Source organism: Corallococcus llansteffanensis (assembly GCF_003612055.1).
Classification (GTDB): domain Bacteria; phylum Myxococcota; class Myxococcia; order Myxococcales; family Myxococcaceae; genus Corallococcus; species Corallococcus llansteffanensis.
The window spans coordinates 1-16,973 of the sequence record NZ_RAWB01000168.1 but is presented as its reverse complement, the minus strand read 5'-3'; the positions used below and the strand labels follow the sequence as shown (position 1 = coordinate 16,973).

Below are 16,973 nucleotides of genomic sequence, written 5' to 3'. Positions count from 1 at the left end.
GTTCCGCCCCTGCTGGAAGGGTCGCAAGCCGCCCGCTGAGCGTCCTGCCGGGCCGGCTTGTCTGCCCTTTCAGGCATTTTTCTCTCAAGAAACAAGGCGCTCGGCGTCTTTAGTCAGGAAGCCCACCAGTCACTCCGGGTCCTTGCGTCATGGCCAACCTCTTCAACCGGGAACGGCGCCACTTCGAGGCGTTCATCCAACGGCACCGCCCGAGTCTGTTGGCCGTGGCCCGCCGGTTGTGCGCACGCGGCATCCTGGATCCAGAGGACCTGGTCCAGGAGGCCTTCGAGCGGGCCCTGCCGGAGTTCGGTCATCTGAAGGACCGAACGGAAGCGGCGTGCGCGGCGTGGCTGTGCACGACGATGACCAACCGGTTCCTGGACCACTGCCGCCGCCAGCGCACGGAAGTGCGCGGGCTGCCGCACCTGGCGCTGGTGCAGGACCTGCCGGCGACGGGGGACGGGGACCAGGAGAACTGGGAACTGGTGGGCAACGAGGCGTTCCAGGCGGCCATCGAGCAGCTCAAGCCGCACCTGCGGGACGCCTACAAGCTGCACGCGGAAGGCCGCCGCTATCAGGCCATCGCCGAACATTTCAACGTTCCCGTGGGCACCGTGGGCAGTTGGCTCACGCTGGCGCGCAGGGACCTGCGGGAACTGCTGCTGCCAAGCGTCGCGGTGGCCCGAGAGCGGGGAGTCCAGTCATGAACGCGCATTGCACCAAGCTGCACCTCTTCATGGACGGTGAGCTGTCCGAGGTGGAGGCCGAGGGTTTCCGGCACCACCTGCCGCGCTGCCCCGCTTGTGAGAGCGGCCTGAGGGACCTGCTCCAGCTGGAGCTGCTGGCGGCCAGGGCCCTGACGACGGGCGCCGAGCAGCCCGCCCCGCGGGCGGAAGGCAACGTGGTGACGCTGGGCGCGTGGGTGCGCCGCAACGCCCGCGTGGTGGCGCCGCTGGCCATGGCCGCCAGCCTCTGCGCCGTCATGGTGCCGCGGATGATGCCGGTGGCGGACGTGCCGGCGGTGGTCTTCCTGGAGAACCAGCCCACGCGCGAGCTGGAGGCCCGGCTGTCGCATCCGCGCGCGGACCAGTGGCGCCGCTACAGCCCCATGCGCGGTGGCACCGACGTGGCGGAGGCGCAGCAGCCGCTGCCGCTGCGGCCGCTGGCGGAGATGGAGGAGCGCAAGGACTTCCGCGGCATCGTCGCGGCCTACGTGCTGCACGGCCAGTGGCAGCAGGCGCAGGCGGTGCTGGCGCGCGAGCCCGCGTCGCTGGCGCGTGACAACGACCTGGCGGTGGTGGCCCTGCACGAGGGTCGTCCCCAGGCCGCGCTGGAGCTGCTGGACGCCGTGGTGCGCGCGGAGCCCCGCCATGCGCAGGCCCTGTGGAACCGCGGCCTCGCGCTGCATGCGCTGAAGCAGGACGCGCGCGCGGCCCGCGACTTCGACCAGGTGGCGTCCCTGGGCGAGCCCGGCTGGAGCGACGAAGCGCGCAATTTGGCGCAGCAGCTCCGCGGCGCCGCGGCGCCCTGATCCACCCCGTGGTTCCCCGCGCGCTGGAGCGTCCACCATCGGGCGCCCCGCGCGGGCGGGTGGGTACCGCCGGACGCGGGATGACGTGTCAGGCTCCTGGGGTTGTCGGAACAGACCAGGAGCCTGCCCATGCCCGAGTCCTCTCCCCGCGCCTCCGTCGACTATGAGTCCGCCCGCCGCGACTTCCGGTGGGAGCGGCCCGAGCACTTCAACTTCGCTACCGACGTCATCGACCGGCACGCGGCCGAGCGGCCCCAGGCCCCCGCGCTCCAGTGGTCCGACGAGTCCGGGCGCTCGCAGCGCTTCACCTTCCAGGAGCTGAAGGAGCGCTCGCTGCACGCGGCGCGCTTCCTCCACGGGCTGGGGCTGAAGCAGGGCGACCGCGCCTTCATCCTGATGCCGCGCGTGCCGGAGTGGTGGTTCCTGGTGCTGGGCTGCATCCGCGCCGGCATCGTCTTCATGCCCGGCACGCCCATGCTTACCGCCAAGGACATCCGCTACCGGCTGGAGGCCTCCCAAGCGAAGGCCGTCCTCACCGACGCAAGCTGCCTGGACCGCTTCGAAGGCATGAGGGACGCGTCTGGCGTGACGACGTGGGTGTCCACGGGAGACGCCCCCGCGCCGTGGACGCGCTACGCGTCGGAGGCGCTTCCAGGGTCGCAGGCCACGGCCTTCCCGCCGACGCGCGCGGACGACGCGCTGCTCATCTACTTCACGTCCGGCACCACCGGGATGCCGAAGATGGTGCAGCACACGCAGGCCAGCTACGGCCAGGGCCACCTCATCACCGGCCGCTACTGGTTGGACCTGAAGCCTGAAGACAGACACCTGACGCTCAGCGACACCGGCTGGGCCAAGTGCGCCTGGGGCAAGCTCTTCGGCCCGTGGAGCGAGGGCGCGTGCAACGTCGTCCACGACTTCCGCGGCCGCTTCGACCCGGTGGCCTTCCTCAAGGTGCTGGAGCGCGAGCGCGTCACCACCTTCTGCGCGCCGCCCACCGCGTGGCGCGCGCTGGTGCTCCAGGACTTGAAGGCGGTGGACCTGTCCAGCCTGCGCCACACGGTGAGCGCGGGCGAGCCGCTCAACCCGGAGGTCATCGAGACGTGGAAGGAGGCCACCGGGCTGTTCATCCGCGAGGGCTATGGCCAGACGGAGACAGTGGTCATCGTGGGCATGTTCCCGTCACTGGAGCCGCGCATGGGCTCCATGGGAAAGCCGTCCCCCGGCTTCACCGTGGGCGTCATCAACGAGCAGGGCGAAGAGGTCGCGGACGGGCAGGAGGGCGACATCGCCGTGCGCGTGAAGCCGGAGCGGCCGGTGGGCCTGTTCCAGGGCTACCTGAATGACGACGCGGCCAACGCGGCCAGCAGCCGGGGCGACTGGTACGTCACGGGCGACCGCGCGGTGCGCGACGCGGAGGGCTACCTGTGGTTCGTGGGGCGCTCGGACGACGTCATCAAGACGTCCGGCTACCGCGTGGGCCCCTTCGAGGTGGAGTCCGCGCTGCTGGAGCACCCCGCGGTGGCCGAGTCCGCCGTCATCGGCGTGCCGGACGACAAGATTGGCCAGCGCATCAAGGCCTACGTGCTGCTCACGCCGGGCCACACCGCGTCGCCCGCGCTCGCGCAGGAGCTGCAGGACTTCGTGAAGAAGACCACGGCGCCGTACAAGTACCCGCGCGAGATTGAGTTCGTCGCGGAGCTGCCCAAGACGGTGAGCGGGAAGATCCGCCGCGCGGAGCTGCGCGCCACCCAGAAGAAGTAGGGGGCGCGCAGGCGGTTTCCGGCGTCGGGGCTACTTCAACCAGTCGGAGTGCACGAAGCCGGCGTCGGGCTTGTCCCGCCGCTGGTAGGTGTGCGCGCCGAACGCGTCGCGCTGGGCCTGGGTGAGGTTCTGCGGCAGCTCCGGGCTGCGGTAGCTGTCCATGTACGCCAGGCTGCTGCTGAACACGGGCACGGGGATGCCCGCCTTCGTCGCGGTGCCCAGGAACTTGCGCCACGACGGGGCCAGCTTCTCCAGCACCGGCGCGAACGCCTCCGACACCAGCAGGTTGGGCAGCGTGGGCTGCTGCTGGAAGGCCTCGCGCAGCGGCGTGAGCAGCTTCGCGCGGATGATGCAGCCGCCCCGCCAGATGCGCGCCATCTCCGCGAGCGACACGCCCCACTTGTACTCGTCCGACGCCGCCTGGATGAGCCGCATGCCCTGCGCGTACGTCACCACGCGCGCCGCGTAGAGCGCGTCGTGCGCCCACTGGGCCAGCTCCTTCTGCTCCTCGGAGGAGAGCGACACGGTGGGGCCGTGGAGCTTCTTGCTCGCGGCCACGCGCTCGTCCTTGTGCGCGGACAGGTTGCGCGCGTCCAGCGCGGACGCGATGGAGGGCACCGGCACGCCCAGGTCCAGCGCCACCTGCACGGTCCACTTGCCCGTGCCCTTCTGGCCGGCCTTGTCCAGCACCAGGTCCAGCAGCGGCTTGCCCGTCTCCGGGTCGCGCTTGCGCATCACCTTGATGGTGGTCTCCAGGAGGAACGACTCGGCGATGCCCTCGTTCCACTTGGAGAACAGGTCGCCCAGCTGCGCGGTCTCCAGGCCCAGGCCGCGGCGGAGCACGTCGTACGTCTCCGCGAGCAGCTGCATGTCCGCGTACTCGATGCCGTTGTGCACCATCTTCACGAAGTGGCCCGCGCCCTCCGGGCCCACGTGGGTGACGCACAGGCCTTCCTCGCTGCGCGCGGCGATGGCCTCCAGCACCGGCTGCACCAGCGCGTACGCGTCCTTGGGGCCGCCCGGCATGATGGACGGGCCGTTGCGCGCGCCCTCCTCGCCGCCGGACACGCCGATCCCCAGGAAGTGGAAGCCCTTCTCCTTGCACAGGGCCTCGCGGCGCCGGGTGTCCAGGTACCAGGAGTTGCCCGCGTCCATGATGACGTCGCCGGGCGACAGGAGCGGGAACAGCCGCTCCATCATCTGGTCCACCGGCGCCCCGGCGGTGATCATCAGGAGGACGCGGCGCGGGCGCTCCAGGCCCGCGACGAACGCCTCCAGCTCCGGGAAGCCCGCCAGGGCCTGCTTCGGGTTCTGCTGCTGGACCTTCGTGATGTTCTCCGGGTGGCGGTCCCACACCGCGACGCGGAAGCCGTGGTCCGCGATGTTGAGGGCGAGGCTGGCGCCCATGACGCCCATGCCCACCACGCCGAACTGCGCCGGCTTCGTCTGCGTTCCCATGATTCCTCCGAGCCCCGCCTACCCTGCGGCGGTGGGGTCCAGCATCCACTGCGTGTTCGTCACGTGCGACGCGGGCAACTGCATATCGCCCTGAAGCACCCGCCGCATGGCGTCCCGCTTGCCTTCACCCGCCACCAGCCCCAGCACCGCCCCCGCGCCCTGGAGCACGGGGAACGTCAGCGTCATCCGCCACGGCGGTGGCTTGGCGCTCTGCTCCACCGCGAGCACCCGCCGCGCGCGCTCCTGGAGGGCAGGGTGGCCGGGCATGAGGCTCGCGGTGTGGCCGTCCTCGCCCAAGCCGATGAGCACCACGTCCAGCTTCGCAGGCAGCGTCTTCTCGTAGTCACGCGCGGCGGCGTCGCGGTCCTCGCGCTCGCCCTGCATGCGGAACACCTGCGCGTCCGCGAGCTTCAGCGGCGTGAGCAGCGACTCCTTCACCAGCCGGTAGTTGCTGTCCTCGTGGTCGGGCGGCACGAAGCGCTCGTCCACGAAGTACACGTCCACCCGCTCCCACGGGAGCGTGTGCTCCGCGAGAAGGCGGTACGCGGGGCGCGGCGTGTTGCCGCCCGACAGCGCCAGGCTCACCCGCTGCTTCGTCGCGAGCGCCTTCTGGAGCTCGCGCGCCAGCCAGTCGGAGGCCTCCAGGGCCAGCTTGTCCGAAGGGACAACGAGCGGCTTCGTCATAGCCGGGACCACCGGCGGCCGTTCTTCGCGGGCAGCGCGTCCGCGGCCTGCGGGCCGGTGCTGCCCTTCTCGTAGGTGTGCAGCGTGCCTCCGGCTTCCGTCTCCAGCGCGCGGAGGATGGGCGTGATGTAGCCCCACGCCTGCTCCACGCTGTCCTGCCGCGCGAAGAGGGTGGCGTTGCCGCGCATGCAGTCCAGGAGCAGCCGCTCGTACGCCTCCGGCACGGGCTTCTTGAAGCTCTCCGCGTAGTCCATGTCCATGGTGACGCCGCCGATGTTGACGTCCTCGCCGGGCACCTTGGATTCGAACGACAGCGCGATGCCTTCGTGCGGCTGGATGCGCAGCGTGAGCACGTTGGGCTGCAGCCGCTGGCAGGTGGCGCCGCCGCCGCTGAACAGGCCGATGGGCACCGACTTGAAGTGGATGGACACCTCCGTCATGCGGCGCTTCAGGTGCTTGCCCGCGCGCAGGTAGAAGGGCACGCCCTGCCAGCGCCACGAGTCCACGTTCATCTTCATCGCGACGTACGTGGGCGTGCGCGAGCCCTTCTTCACGCCCTTCTCGTCCTGGTAGCCCTGGTACTGGCCCACGACGACGTTGTCGGGCACGTCGTGGCCGTCCACCGGGCGCAGCGCGCGGAAGACCTTGTTCTTCTCATCGCGGATGTCCTCCGCGCCGAAGGACACCGGCGGCTCCATGGCGCACAGGGCCAGCACCTGGAGCAGGTGGTTCTGCACCATGTCGCGCAGCACGCCCGTCTCGTCGTAGAAGCCGCCGCGGCCCTCCACGCCAATCGTCTCCGCCGCCGTGATCTCCACGTGGTCGATGTGCTGGCGGTTCCACAGCGGCTCGAAGATGGCGTTGGCGAAGCGGAAGACGAGGATGTTCTGCACCGTCTCCTTGCCCAGGTAGTGGTCGATGCGGAAGATCTGCTTCTCATCCAGCACCGCGCCCAGCTCCTTGTTGAGCGAGCGCGCGCTGTCCAGGTCGTGGCCGAAGGGCTTCTCGATGATGAGCCGCCGCCAGGGCTTCTCCCCGGGCTGCTCCTCGCGCTTGAGCAGGCCCGCCTTGTCCAGGCTGTGGATGATCTGCGGGAACGTGGAGGCGGGCGTCGCCATGTAATAGAGCTGGTTGCCTTGCGTCCCATGGCGCTTCGCGGCGTCCTTGAGCTTGGCGTCCAGGCGCTGGAAGCTCTCCGGGTCGTCGTAGCCTCCGGAGACGCACTCAATCTGCTGCTCGAAGCGCTTCCACGTCTCTTCGTCCACGGGCTGCGTGCGGGCGAACTTCTGCAGCCCCTCCTTCACGTGCGCGCGGAAGCCCGCGTCGTCCAGCTTGGAGCGGCTGAAGGCGACGATGGCGAAGTGCTCCGGGAGCAGGCCGGAGCGGGCGAGCTCGAAGAGGGCGGGGAATAGTTTGCGCTCGGCCAGGTCGCCCGTGGCGCCGAAGAGGACCATGGCGCAGGGGTCCGGGCGCCCCGCGCTGAACACCGGTTCGCCCTCCCGGGGATGGGTTTCGATGTGCACTCCCTGCGCGTCCATGCGGTGTCTCCTCCGGTTCGACCGGGGACCTTAAGGCGCTAATCTGGCGGTCCTGCAAGCGCCTTGCAGGGGAATGATGCGGGCCCGACGTCCCGCCTGTCCCGAAGGGGCACCCGTGGCGGACGGGCAGGCAGCCGGGCAGGCGCCAGGGCTGTGTGGAACATGGTATCCCTTCGGTCCATGACGACTCCTCCCGTGGCGCTCATCACCGGGGGTTCGCGTGGCGTGGGCCGCGCGGTCTCCCTGCGGCTGGCCCGTGCCGGCTACGACATCGTCTCCACCTACCGTCGGGACGCGGATGCCGCGGCGACGCTGGCGAAGGAGGTGGAGGCGCTGGGCCGCCGCTGTCGCGTCGTGATGGCGGATCAGCTGGAGCCCGCGAGCCTGCACGGCGTGTTCGACGTCATCAAGGAGGAGTTCAAGGGCCTGGACGTGTTCGTCGCCAACGCGGCCTCCACCGTCTTCACGCCGCTGATGCAGACGAAGCTGCACCAGATGGACAAGACCTTCAACGTGACGGTGAAGAGCTTCCTGCTGGGCTCGCAGCGCGCGGTGCCGCTGATGGATGGGCGCAAGGGACGCATCGTCGCGGTGTCCGGCATGGACTCGCGCATGCCGCTGCCGTTCCACGGCCTGCTGGGCGCGATGAAGGGCGCCATGGAGATCATGGTGAAGTACCTGGCCGCGGAGCTGACCGGCACCGGCATCCGCGTCAACGCGGTCAACCCGGGCTACATCGACACGGACTCCAGCCGCTTCTACATGGGCGACGCATGGGCGGGCCTGGAGGAGAAGGTGAAGGAGCAGGTGCCGGTGGGCCACGTGGCCAGCGTGGATGAGATTGCCCGCCCCATTGAATGGCTGTGTTCGGAAGGCTCCGCGTACGTGAACGGCCAGACGCTCGTCGTGGACGGCGGCCTGGAGGTCAACTACGCGATGAACTTCGCCATGAACATGACGCCGCCGGCAGCGCGCTGAAGCCCCCGCCGTCCATGCGCTACGCCGTCTCGCTGTGGTTCTTCCTGCTGTTCCTCGTCACCGCGCCCGTGCTCTTCACGCTGGGCGCGGTGTTGTTCGTGGTGGCGTATCCGCTGGACCCCGACCGGCGCTGGCTGCACGTGCTGGTGTGCCGGTGGTGCTACGGGCTGTGGCTGCACGCCTCGCCCGGCTGGCGCGTGCGCGTGGAGGGACGGGAGCTGTTGCCCAAGGGCCCGTGCGTCTACGTCGTCAACCACCAGTCCTTCGCGGACATCCTCGCGGTGATGGGGCTGTTCACGCCGTACAAGTTCGTGGCGAAGGCGTCGCTGTTCCGCACCCCGCTGGTGGGCTGGATGATGACGCTGCTGGGGTACGTGCCCATCGTGCGCGGCAGCTCGAAGTCGATGGAGCAGCTGCTGGGCCCGTGCCGCCGCTGGCTGCGCCGGGGCATCCCGGTCCTCATCTTCCCGGAAGGGACCTACTCGCCCGGGGAGCTGCTGCCGTTCAAGCGCGGTGCGTTCCAGCTGGCGCTGGAGGAGCACGTGCCGGTGGTGCCCGTGCTGGTGCGGGGCACGCGCGAGCTGGTGGACGGGGACGGGCCGTGGATGAGCCCGCGCGCGAACGTCATCGTGCAAGTGCTGCCCGCGCTGCCGCCGGAGAGCTTCGGGCCGGACGCGACGGAGCTGGCCACGCGCGTGCGCGAGCAGTACGTGGAAGCGCTCGCGGGCTGAGGCTTCCAGGCTCCGAGCTTCCGGGCTCCGGGGCCCTCAGGCGTGCTCGGAGCCGGGCAGCTCCTCGTCCTGCGGTGCGTCCGCGTGCAGCGCGGTGTCCAGCGCATGCGACGGGGGCAGGGCGGGCGCCAGCGCGGTGACGGTGCGGGCCAGCTCGTGGGGCGCGCGGATCAACGCCTCCAGCGCTCCGGCGCTCGCGGGGACTCCGCGCTGCTCCACCTGGAGCCAGCCGCCCTTGATGCTGACGCGGCGGTGGCCGCGCAGGCCCAGCAGGCGCTTGCGCACGTCGGGATCCAACAGCACGGGGCGCGCCTCCGGGGCCAGGTTCTCCACCTGGAAGGCCGCGTCCAGCTCCGCGTCACCGAGCAGCTCCTCGCGCGGGGTGGCGGCGCCGGGGAGCTTGTCCTCGGGGCGCTCGTGCTCCAGGAGCAGGTCCGCGGGCAGCGCGCCTTCCAGGTCCAGCCGCAGCACGGTGACGGTGTGGCGCTTCTTGCCGCTCACGCCCCGCTTCCCCGTGGCGAGCAGCAGCGGCCGCCCCTGGTAGCGCCCCTGCACCTCCAGTCGCTTCTCCGCGCAGATGAGCCCGTTCGCCTTCGCGAACGCCTCCCATGCGGCGCGCTGCCGACGCTTGAGCTGGAACAGGGTGAAGAGGACCAGGGCGCCCAGGACGAGCAGGGACGCGAGGATGCCGAGCGGAGAAGAGACACCGGGAAGCATGGCGGCGCATTGTGCACTGGCGCGCGGCGCGTGGACCACCAATCCGAACGCGTGTGCACCGTCGCGGGCCGGGCAGGCTTGCAGTGCCAGGACGCGAACAGGTCGGAAGGGAATCCGCGCGCGTGGAACCCGCGTGGAATCCCGCGTGCCTGCATTTCTTCCGTCCGGGGCCTTTCGCGCGGGAGGACGTGACTCGGAGCAGGACGTCATGGATGCGCACGGACCGCGTTGGCGCAGCACGCACGGTGCGACGCGGCGCCGGGGACGCGCGAAGTCCGGGGGCGTCCTCGCGGGTCGTGCTGGCGGTGCCGCGGAAGTGCCGTGGGGCGTGCGCCGGGAACGGGAGGACGCGTTGGGAAGGCTACGGACGCAAGCGCGCGGAATGACACCCTTTTTCGACAATGTCAGAGGGGGCGGGTAAGGGAGCGAGGGCTCGCCGCTTGGAGTCGGGCCGTCACCGGGGGAGTCTGCCCGGCTGGCGCCCGCGGCCGGGCCATGAGGGAGGGTGAACGCCGGATGCGCCTGCTGCACACGTCGGACTGGCACCTGGGCCACACGCTTTATGACGTCTCGCGCGAAGCGGAGCACACCGCGTTCCTGACGTGGCTGCTGGCCACGCTGGAGTCGGAGGAGGTGGACGCGCTCCTGGTGGCCGGCGACATCTTCGACACGGCCAACCCCAGCGCGGAGGCGCAGGCGGCCTGGTACCACTTCGTCGCGCGGGCGCGGCGCACGCTGCCGAAGCTGGACGTGGTGGTGGTGGGTGGCAACCACGACTCGGCGGCGCGGCTGGACGCGCCGGATCCGTTGTTCACCGCGCTGGGCGTGCGCGTGGTGGGTGGACTGCCGCGCCACCAGGGCGCGCTGGAGCTGGAGCGGCTGGTGGTGCCGTTGCACGACGCGCACGGCAAGGTGGGCGCGTGGGTGGCGGCGGTGCCGTACCTGCGGCCCTCGGACCTGCCGCCGGTGGCGGAGGCGACGGTGGACCGGCTGGTGGAGGGCGTGCGCTCCGTGTACGCGGAGGTGCTGGACGCGGCGCGCAGGCGGCGGCGCTCCGGGCACGGGCTGGTGACGATGGGCCACTGCTACATGACGGGCTCGGAGCTGTCGGAGCTGAGCGAGCGGAAGATATTGGGCGGCAACCAGCACGCGCTGCCGGTGGACCTGTTCCCGGAGGACGTCACCTACGCGGCGCTGGGGCACCTGCACAAGGCGCAGCGCGTGGGGGGCCGCGAGGGCGTGCGCTACAGCGGCTCGCCCCTGCCGCTGTCCCTGTCGGAGGCGCACTACCGGCACCAGGTGCTGCTGGTGGACGTGGAAGACGGGGCGCTCACGCAGGTGCGCCCGCTGACGGTGCCGCGCACGACGGACATGGTGCGGGTGCCCGCCCGGGACGCGGTGTCGCTCGCGGACGTGCTGGACCTGCTCGCGGCGCTGCCCGCGTGCGAGGCGGGGATGCCGGAGTCGATGCGGCCGTACCTGGAGGTCTGCGTGTCGCTGCCCCGGCCGGAGCCGGCGTTGCGCCACAAGGTGGAGAAGGCGCTGGAGGGGCGCGCGGCGCGGCTCGTGAAGCTGACGCCCTTCTACACGGGGACGGGCGGGGCGCTGGCGGACGTGCGGCCGGGGCTGTCGCTGCGCGAGCGCACGCCGGAGGACGTGTTCCTCGCCCGGTACGCGCGGGACTTCAAGGAACCGCCGTCGCCGGTGTTGCTGGAGTCGTTCCACGCGTTGCTCACGCAGGTGCAGGAGGACGCGTCGTGAAGATCCTCGCCATTCGCGGCAGCAACCTGACGAGCTTCGCGGGGGACTTCGCGCTGGAGCTGGACCGCGCGCCGTTGGACCGGCTGGGGCTGTTCGCCATCTCCGGCGCGACGGGCGCGGGCAAGAGCACGCTGCTGGATGCGCTGTGCCTCGCGCTGTTCGACCGCACGCCCCGGCTGGGCGGGCCCAGCAAGGTGCTGGTGGGCCGGGCGGACGAGGAAGAGGAGGCGCGGCTGTCCGCGTACGACGTGCGCGGCATGCTCCGGCGCGGGGCGGGCAAGGGCCACGCGGAGGTGGACTTCCTGGGCAAGGACGGCCGGCGCTACCGGGCCCGCTGGAACGTGTGGCGGGCGCGTGAGCGCGCGGAGGGGCGCTTCCGGCCGCAGGAATTGAGCCTGACGGACGTGGTCTCCGGACAGGTGCACGGCCGCACCAAGGGCGAGGTGCTCCAGGCGATTCAAGAGCGGCTGGGGTTGTCGTTCGACCAGTTCCGCCGCTCGGCGCTGCTGGCGCAGGGGGAGTTCGCGGCGTTCCTTCGCGCGGACGCGAGCGAGCGCGCGGAGCTGCTGGAGCGGATGACGGGCACGGAGGTGTACAGCCGGCTGTCGGTCGCGGCGCACGAGAAGAACTCGCGGGAGCAGGAGGAGGTGAAGCGGCTGTCGCATGGGCTCGCCGCCATCGCGCTGCTGTCGGACGCGGACCGCGAGGGCGTGCGCCTCCAGTGGGGCGAGGAGGAGGCCGCGCGCGTGCGGGAGGAGGCGCGGCTGCGCGAGGCGGAGGCGGCGCGGTCCTGGTACGCGCAGCGCGCGGAGTTCGTGGGGCGGGAGCAGGAGGCGGAAGCGGCGCTGACGCGGACGGTGGCGGAGCGGGAGGCGGCGGCGCCCCGCGAGGCCCTGCTGGAGTCGGTGCGCGCGGCGGAGGGCTTCCGCGCGGTCGTGTCGGCGGTGGAGACGGCGGAGCAGCGCTGCGCGAGCGCGGAGGCCGAACAGGTCCAGCGGGCGGCGCAGGCGGCGGCGGCGCTCGCGGCGGCGGCGGCGCAGCGCCACACGCGGATGCAGGCGGAGGTGGCGCGGGCGGCGGCGCAGGAGGCGGAGGCCGCGGTGCGTCCGGCGCTGGAGGAAGCGGCGAAGCTGGACACGCGGCGCGCGGAGGCGGAGCGCGAGGCCCGGGAGACGGCGGAGCTGGCGAAGCAGGCGCGGGCGGCGGAGGACTCCGCGCGCGAGGCGCTGGCATTGGTGCAGGCGGCGGAGGCGAAGGCCCAGGGATTGGTGGACGCGGCCCAGGCGTGGCGCACGTCGTATGCGAGCTGGGAGCCGCTGGCCACGGAGTGGCCCCGCTGGCAGCGCGAGCTGGAGCGCTACGCGGTCGCGCAGAAGGAGGAGCAGGGCGCGGGCGCGGACGTGGACCGGCTGGGCAAGGACGTGGACCGGCTGGGGAGCGAGGCCCAGGCGCGCCGCGAGGAGCACCAGGGCGCGGTCGAGACCGAGGCCCAGGCGCTGGCGTTGGCGACCCACGCGGAGGCGGCGCTGGGCGAGGACGACGGCGCGGCACGGCGGGCGCTGCGGGAGGCCCTGCTGGCACGGCAGGACGCGCTGGGCGCGCTGACGCTCGCGGGCGAGGGCGCGCGGGCGGAAGGAGCGGTGGAGGGCGAAGCGGACGCGGAGGTGAAGGCGCACCGCGAGGTGTCCGCGCGCGCGGCGGAAGAGGCGAAGGAAGCGGCGGCGCGCCGTGCGATGCAGGAGGCGATGCTCCAGGAGGCGCGCCGTGCGCAGTCGCGCGCGGAGGCGACGCAGGGGTTGGCCTCGCACCGGGCCGCGCTGCAGGAGGGCGAGGCGTGCCCGCTGTGCGGTGCGCTCGAGCATCCGTATGCCCGGGAGGGCGCGGCGCTCGAGGGGCTGGTCGCGGAGGCCGCGGCGCGGGTGGTGGAGCTGGAGTCGGCGCGGGATGCCGCGGCGAAGCAGGAAGGCGCGGCGAGCGTGCGGCAGGCGACGGCGGGCACGGCCGCGACGCAGGCGGAAGGGCGGCGCGACACGGCGGCGCGCAGGAGGAAGGGACACCAGGGGGCCTGGCGAGCGGCGCGCGAGCGATGGCTCCAGGCGGTGCTTCCCGGCGCTGATACGCGGTCTTCCGCGGACGCGACGGGCACGCGGAAGGCGCCGGGCGCGAAGCCGTCACGCCGAGCAAAGGGGCAGGGTGCTTTAGAAGCTGGCTCCGACGGTGCGGACGGCGCGCTGGCTTCAGCGGAGGATCCGTCCTCGGACTCCAGCGGGTCTGGCTCCAACGCGAGGTCCCCTTCCGCGCAGGCTTGGACGAAGGCTGCCCAGACGTCGGAGGTCAGGGCCTCGAACTCCAATGCAGAGGACGCGCTGTCTCCCAGGAACGCGCCGCCTCCCGACGACGCGGAGTCTTCCGCCGCGCAGGCCTGGGCGAAGGCCGCGCAGGAGGACGTGCGCGTCCGGCTCGCGACCCTGCGCGAGGAAGAGGCCTCCGCCGAGGTCCGGGCCACCGCTGCACGCGAAGCCCGGGCCCTGCTGGAGACCCGGCGCGCTCGGCGCGAGGGCGCGGCCGAAGCCTTGCGCAAGGCCGAGGACGCACTCGCCCGCGCGGTGCAGGCCCACCGCGAGGCGCTCCTGCGCCGTGAAGCCGCTCACGAGGCGCGGCAGCGCGCGCTCACGGAGGTCTCCCCTCCGTTCGCCAGCGAGGTCGCCTGGCAGGACAAGCTCGCCGCGGATCCCGCGCGCTTCCAGGGCAAGTGCCTGGAGCGGGTGACGAAGTGGCGCGAGCGCGTCGCGGAGCTCGAAGCCGCGCAGAAGCGGCTGGATGAAGAGCAGGGCCGCCGTGCCCGGGAGGAGGTCCGCCTCCAGTCCCGCCACGAGGACGCGGAGACCGCGTCCGGCCGCGCGAGCCTCAAGGACGCCGCCTTCCAGGAGGCGTCACGGGCCCGCGCGCGGCTGCTCCAGGGACGTCCCACGCAGGAGGTGCGCGCGGAGGTGCAGGCGCGGCTCGACGCGGCCGTGGACACCTACGAGCGCGCCCGCGAGGCGGCCGAAGCCCTCCAGCAGGAGGAGAAGGTGGCCACCGCGCGCGCGGAGGACGCGGTGCGCCTGCGCGCCGAGGCCGTCCGCGCACTCGACGCCGCCCAGGCGCACCTCACCGAGCGCCTCGCCGGACACGGCACCACGCTGGAGGCGCTGAAGGCCCTGCTGTCGCGCGACGCCGCCTGGTGCGACGCCGAGGCCCGCGCGCTCAACGCCCTGCGCGAGTCCGTGGCCCAGGCCCGCGCCGTGCTGGAGGAGCGCCGCGAGCGTCGGATCCGCCACGAGGCCTCGGGCCTCCCCTCGCTGGCCGAAGCCGACGTCGCCCCCACCTGCGAGGCGCTGCGCGCGGACGTCGAGGCCCGCCGCCGCGCCGAGGCCACACTGCGCGCCCGGCTGGAGGGCGACGACGCGGCCCGCGCTCGGCACGGCGCGGAGGCCCGGGCCCTGGAGCTCCGCCAGGGCGAGGCGGAGGTGTGGAAGACGCTGAGCGACCTCATCGGTTCGCACGACGGCAAGAAGTTCAAGGTGTTCGCCCAGAGCCTCACGCTGGACGCGCTGCTGCTGCACGCCAACGCGCACCTGCGCGAGCTGGCGCGCCGCTACCGCCTGGAGCGCGTGCCCGGCCATGACCTGGACCTCCAGGTGGTGGACGGCGACATGGGCGACGAGGTCCGCAGCGTGGCCAGCCTCTCCGGCGGCGAGAGCTTCCTCGTGTCGCTGGCGCTCGCGCTGGGACTGGCCTCGCTGTCGTCGGAGACGACGCAGGTGGAGACCCTCTTCATCGACGAGGGCTTCGGCACGTTGGATCCAGAGACGCTGGAGGTGGCGCTGGCCACGCTCGACGCACTCCAGGCCACCGGCCGCCAGGTGGGCATCATCTCCCACGTCAGCGGGCTGGCCGAGCGCATCGGCGTGCAGGTGCGCGTGGTGAAGCAGGGCGGCGGCCGCAGCCGGCTCGTGGTGGAAGGCGACGCGGGCCTCGTCGTCCCCTCGGGACAACAGGTGGCGTGACCCCGGACGACAGGGCGGGAGGTTAATCCCCCGCCTTTCGTCAGCCCGGCTCCGCGCCCATCAGCCCGCGCACCACCGCCGCCACCGCCAGCGGGGTCGCGACCCGGTCGTCGCTCAGGGCCGCGAGCGCCCGGGCGAACTGCTCCGCGGAGGAGAAGCGCTGCGCCGGGCGCGGCGCGAGCGCCCGGTCCAACACCAGCGCCAGCGGATCCGAAACCTCCGGCGCCACCATCCGCACGGGCGTCACCCGCCCGCCCCGGATGGAGGCCTCCACCGCTTCCGCGGTGCCGTCGGGGAAGGGCGACTCTAGCGACAGCAGCTCGTACAGCAGCACCGCCGCGGCCCACAGGTCCACCGCCACGGACACCTCGCCCGCGAGCAGCTCCGGCGACCGGTAGTGCTGCTTGCCCAGGCGCCGCCAGTCCACCGCCGCGCTCGCGCGCGAGCGTGCCACGCCGAAGTCCGCCAGCTTCACCTCGCCGCCGCGCGACAGCAGCACGTTGTGCGGCGACACGTCACAGTGCACCACCGCCAGCGGCCGGCCCTTGGAGTTGGTGGCCGCGTGCGCGTGCGCCAGCGCCTCCAGCACGTGGCGCACCATCATCACCGAGATGTCGATGGGCAGCTCGATGCGCCGCCTCCGGCACTGCGCCAGCACCCGGCCCAGGTCGGTGCCGTCCACCAGCTCCAGCGCCAGGTAGGGCCCGTCCGCCTGCTCGCCGTACTCCCGGAAGCCCACGATGTGCGGATGATCCAGGCACCGCGCCAGCTCCGCCTCGTGCAGGAGCTGCTCGCGCGCCTCCGCGTCCCGCGCGCGCTCCGGCCGCACGCGCTTGAGCGCCACCTCTTCACCCGCCAGCGGCCCCTGCAGCATCCGCGCGCGGAACACCTCCGCGTTGCCGCCGCGCCCCAGCCGCGACAGCAGCAGGAAGCGTCCGCGGTCGCGCGGCCACGGCTCCTCCGGGCCCCCTTCCTGCGTCACGCCTTGTCCCCGACCAGGCTCGCCAGGTAGCCGTCCAGCGTCCCCGCGAAGGTGGCGTCGTCGCTCAGGAAGGCCAGCCCCACACCCCCCGTGTAGGGCGCGTCCACCACATGCACCACCAGCGCCTCGCCCTGCAGCCGCTGGCCGTTGGGCAGCTTCACGTCCACCGTGACGACGCTGTCCTGGGGCGGCCGGTGCGCCGTGCGCACGAAGAGGCCGCCGTTGGAGATGTTCAGCGCGTGCTCGCGCACGAAGTCCAGCTCCGTGCGGAACTCCAGCTCCAGCTTCACGGCGAAGCGGCGGCCCCGGCGCTGCGGCGTCTCCTGCGACGACTCTGGCGACGCGTCGTCCGGCGCGCGGTACGGCTCGCCGCTCCCCCGGGGTGACGTGGGCGGAGCCTCGGGCGCGGGGGTGAAGAGCGGCAGGGGCACGGAGGGCAGCGGGCCGCGCGCGGACAGGGCCTCCAGGTGCTGTCGCAGCTCCTGCGCCGCCTGCGTGCGCTCATCGCCGGTGAACGGCGTGCCGCCCGCCAGCGTCCGCGCCCTCAGCGCGTCCCGCTCCGCCTTGGGCAGACGCCACAGCTCCACGAACGAGCCGCCGCTCTTGCGCACCTCTTCGCCCAGCCGCTCCACCGCCGCGCGCGGATAGCCGGGCACCTCCACCTTCACCTCCAGTGCCCCCTCCTCGTCGCGAAACGCCACCAGCAACTGCATGGACTGAGCGGACGGCAGCAGCGCGCCCAGCCCCTCCACCACGGACGCCGCCTGCTCCGGCGACGCC

General features: G+C 72.5%; 13 protein-coding genes. 7 read left to right on the top strand and 6 right to left on the bottom strand.

Annotated elements, in window-relative coordinates; translation table 11 throughout:
- Positions 1-149 precede the first annotated feature (149 nt).
- The 3 genes from D7V93_RS17605 to D7V93_RS17595 all read left to right on the top strand — a co-directional run bounded on the left by D7V93_RS17605 (position 150) and on the right by D7V93_RS17595 (position 3,295).
- Entirely contained in the window at positions 150-707 is a 558-nt protein-coding gene (locus D7V93_RS17605; protein ID WP_120644512.1) for an RNA polymerase sigma factor, read from the top strand.
- Positions 704-1,531, top strand: coding sequence for a zf-HC2 domain-containing protein (locus D7V93_RS17600; protein WP_120644511.1), 828 nt, complete (start codon positions 704-706; stop codon positions 1,529-1,531). Before D7V93_RS17605 ends, D7V93_RS17600 begins: the two co-directional genes overlap by 4 nt.
- Positions 1,532-1,660: 129 nt before the next feature.
- Positions 1,661-3,295, top strand: a complete 1,635-nt coding sequence (locus D7V93_RS17595; RefSeq protein ID WP_120644510.1) for an acetate--CoA ligase — start codon at positions 1,661-1,663, stop codon at positions 3,293-3,295.
- A gap of 30 nt (positions 3,296-3,325) precedes the next feature.
- On the opposite strand, the gene gnd is transcribed toward D7V93_RS17595, so the two are convergent.
- Genes gnd through zwf form a run of 3 tightly spaced genes read right to left on the bottom strand, consistent with a single transcriptional unit; the run spans position 3,326 to position 6,975 of the window.
- Complete coding sequence (gene gnd / locus D7V93_RS17590) at positions 3,326-4,753, bottom strand: NADP-dependent phosphogluconate dehydrogenase (RefSeq protein WP_120644509.1); 1,428 nt, start codon at positions 4,751-4,753, stop codon at positions 3,326-3,328.
- A gap of 18 nt (positions 4,754-4,771) precedes the next feature.
- Positions 4,772-5,437, bottom strand: coding sequence for a 6-phosphogluconolactonase (gene pgl, locus D7V93_RS17585; protein WP_120644508.1), 666 nt, complete (start codon positions 5,435-5,437; stop codon positions 4,772-4,774).
- Complete coding sequence (gene zwf, locus D7V93_RS17580; protein WP_120644507.1) at positions 5,434-6,975, bottom strand: glucose-6-phosphate dehydrogenase; 1,542 nt, start codon at positions 6,973-6,975, stop codon at positions 5,434-5,436. The genes pgl and zwf overlap by 4 nt, the downstream gene beginning before the upstream one ends.
- 180 nt (positions 6,976-7,155) lie before the next feature.
- Here zwf and D7V93_RS17575 point away from each other — a divergent pair, with 180 nt between their 5' ends.
- Positions 7,156-7,953 (top strand): SDR family NAD(P)-dependent oxidoreductase, encoded by a 798-nt coding sequence (locus tag D7V93_RS17575; protein WP_120644506.1) that lies wholly within the window; start codon positions 7,156-7,158, stop codon positions 7,951-7,953.
- 14 nt (positions 7,954-7,967) lie between these two features.
- Complete coding sequence (locus D7V93_RS17570) at positions 7,968-8,684, top strand: lysophospholipid acyltransferase family protein (RefSeq protein WP_120644505.1); 717 nt, start codon at positions 7,968-7,970, stop codon at positions 8,682-8,684.
- Between the two features lie 36 nt (positions 8,685-8,720).
- Here D7V93_RS17570 and D7V93_RS17565 read toward each other — a convergent pair whose 3' ends face one another.
- Positions 8,721-9,401, bottom strand: coding sequence for a hypothetical protein (locus tag D7V93_RS17565; protein ID WP_120644504.1), 681 nt, complete (start codon positions 9,399-9,401; stop codon positions 8,721-8,723).
- A gap of 516 nt (positions 9,402-9,917) precedes the next feature.
- Between D7V93_RS17565 and D7V93_RS17560 the strand changes: the two genes are divergently transcribed.
- Both D7V93_RS17560 and D7V93_RS17555 read left to right on the top strand, forming a co-directional pair.
- Positions 9,918-11,162: an exonuclease SbcCD subunit D gene (locus tag D7V93_RS17560; protein ID WP_120644503.1), complete on the top strand. Its 1,245-nt coding sequence runs from the start codon at positions 9,918-9,920 to the stop codon at positions 11,160-11,162.
- Positions 11,159-15,211, top strand: a complete 4,053-nt coding sequence (locus tag D7V93_RS17555) for an AAA family ATPase (RefSeq protein WP_120644502.1) — start codon at positions 11,159-11,161, stop codon at positions 15,209-15,211. Before D7V93_RS17560 ends, D7V93_RS17555 begins: the two co-directional genes overlap by 4 nt.
- Before the next feature lie 40 nt (positions 15,212-15,251).
- On the opposite strand, the gene D7V93_RS17550 is transcribed toward D7V93_RS17555, so the two are convergent.
- Positions 15,252-16,193, bottom strand: a complete 942-nt coding sequence (locus tag D7V93_RS17550) for a serine/threonine-protein kinase (protein ID WP_120644501.1) — start codon at positions 16,191-16,193, stop codon at positions 15,252-15,254.
- On the bottom strand, positions 16,190-16,973 hold a 784-nt coding region (locus D7V93_RS17545), incomplete at its 5' end, for a TIGR02266 family protein (RefSeq protein ID WP_341870936.1). The genes D7V93_RS17550 and D7V93_RS17545, both read right to left, overlap by 4 nt.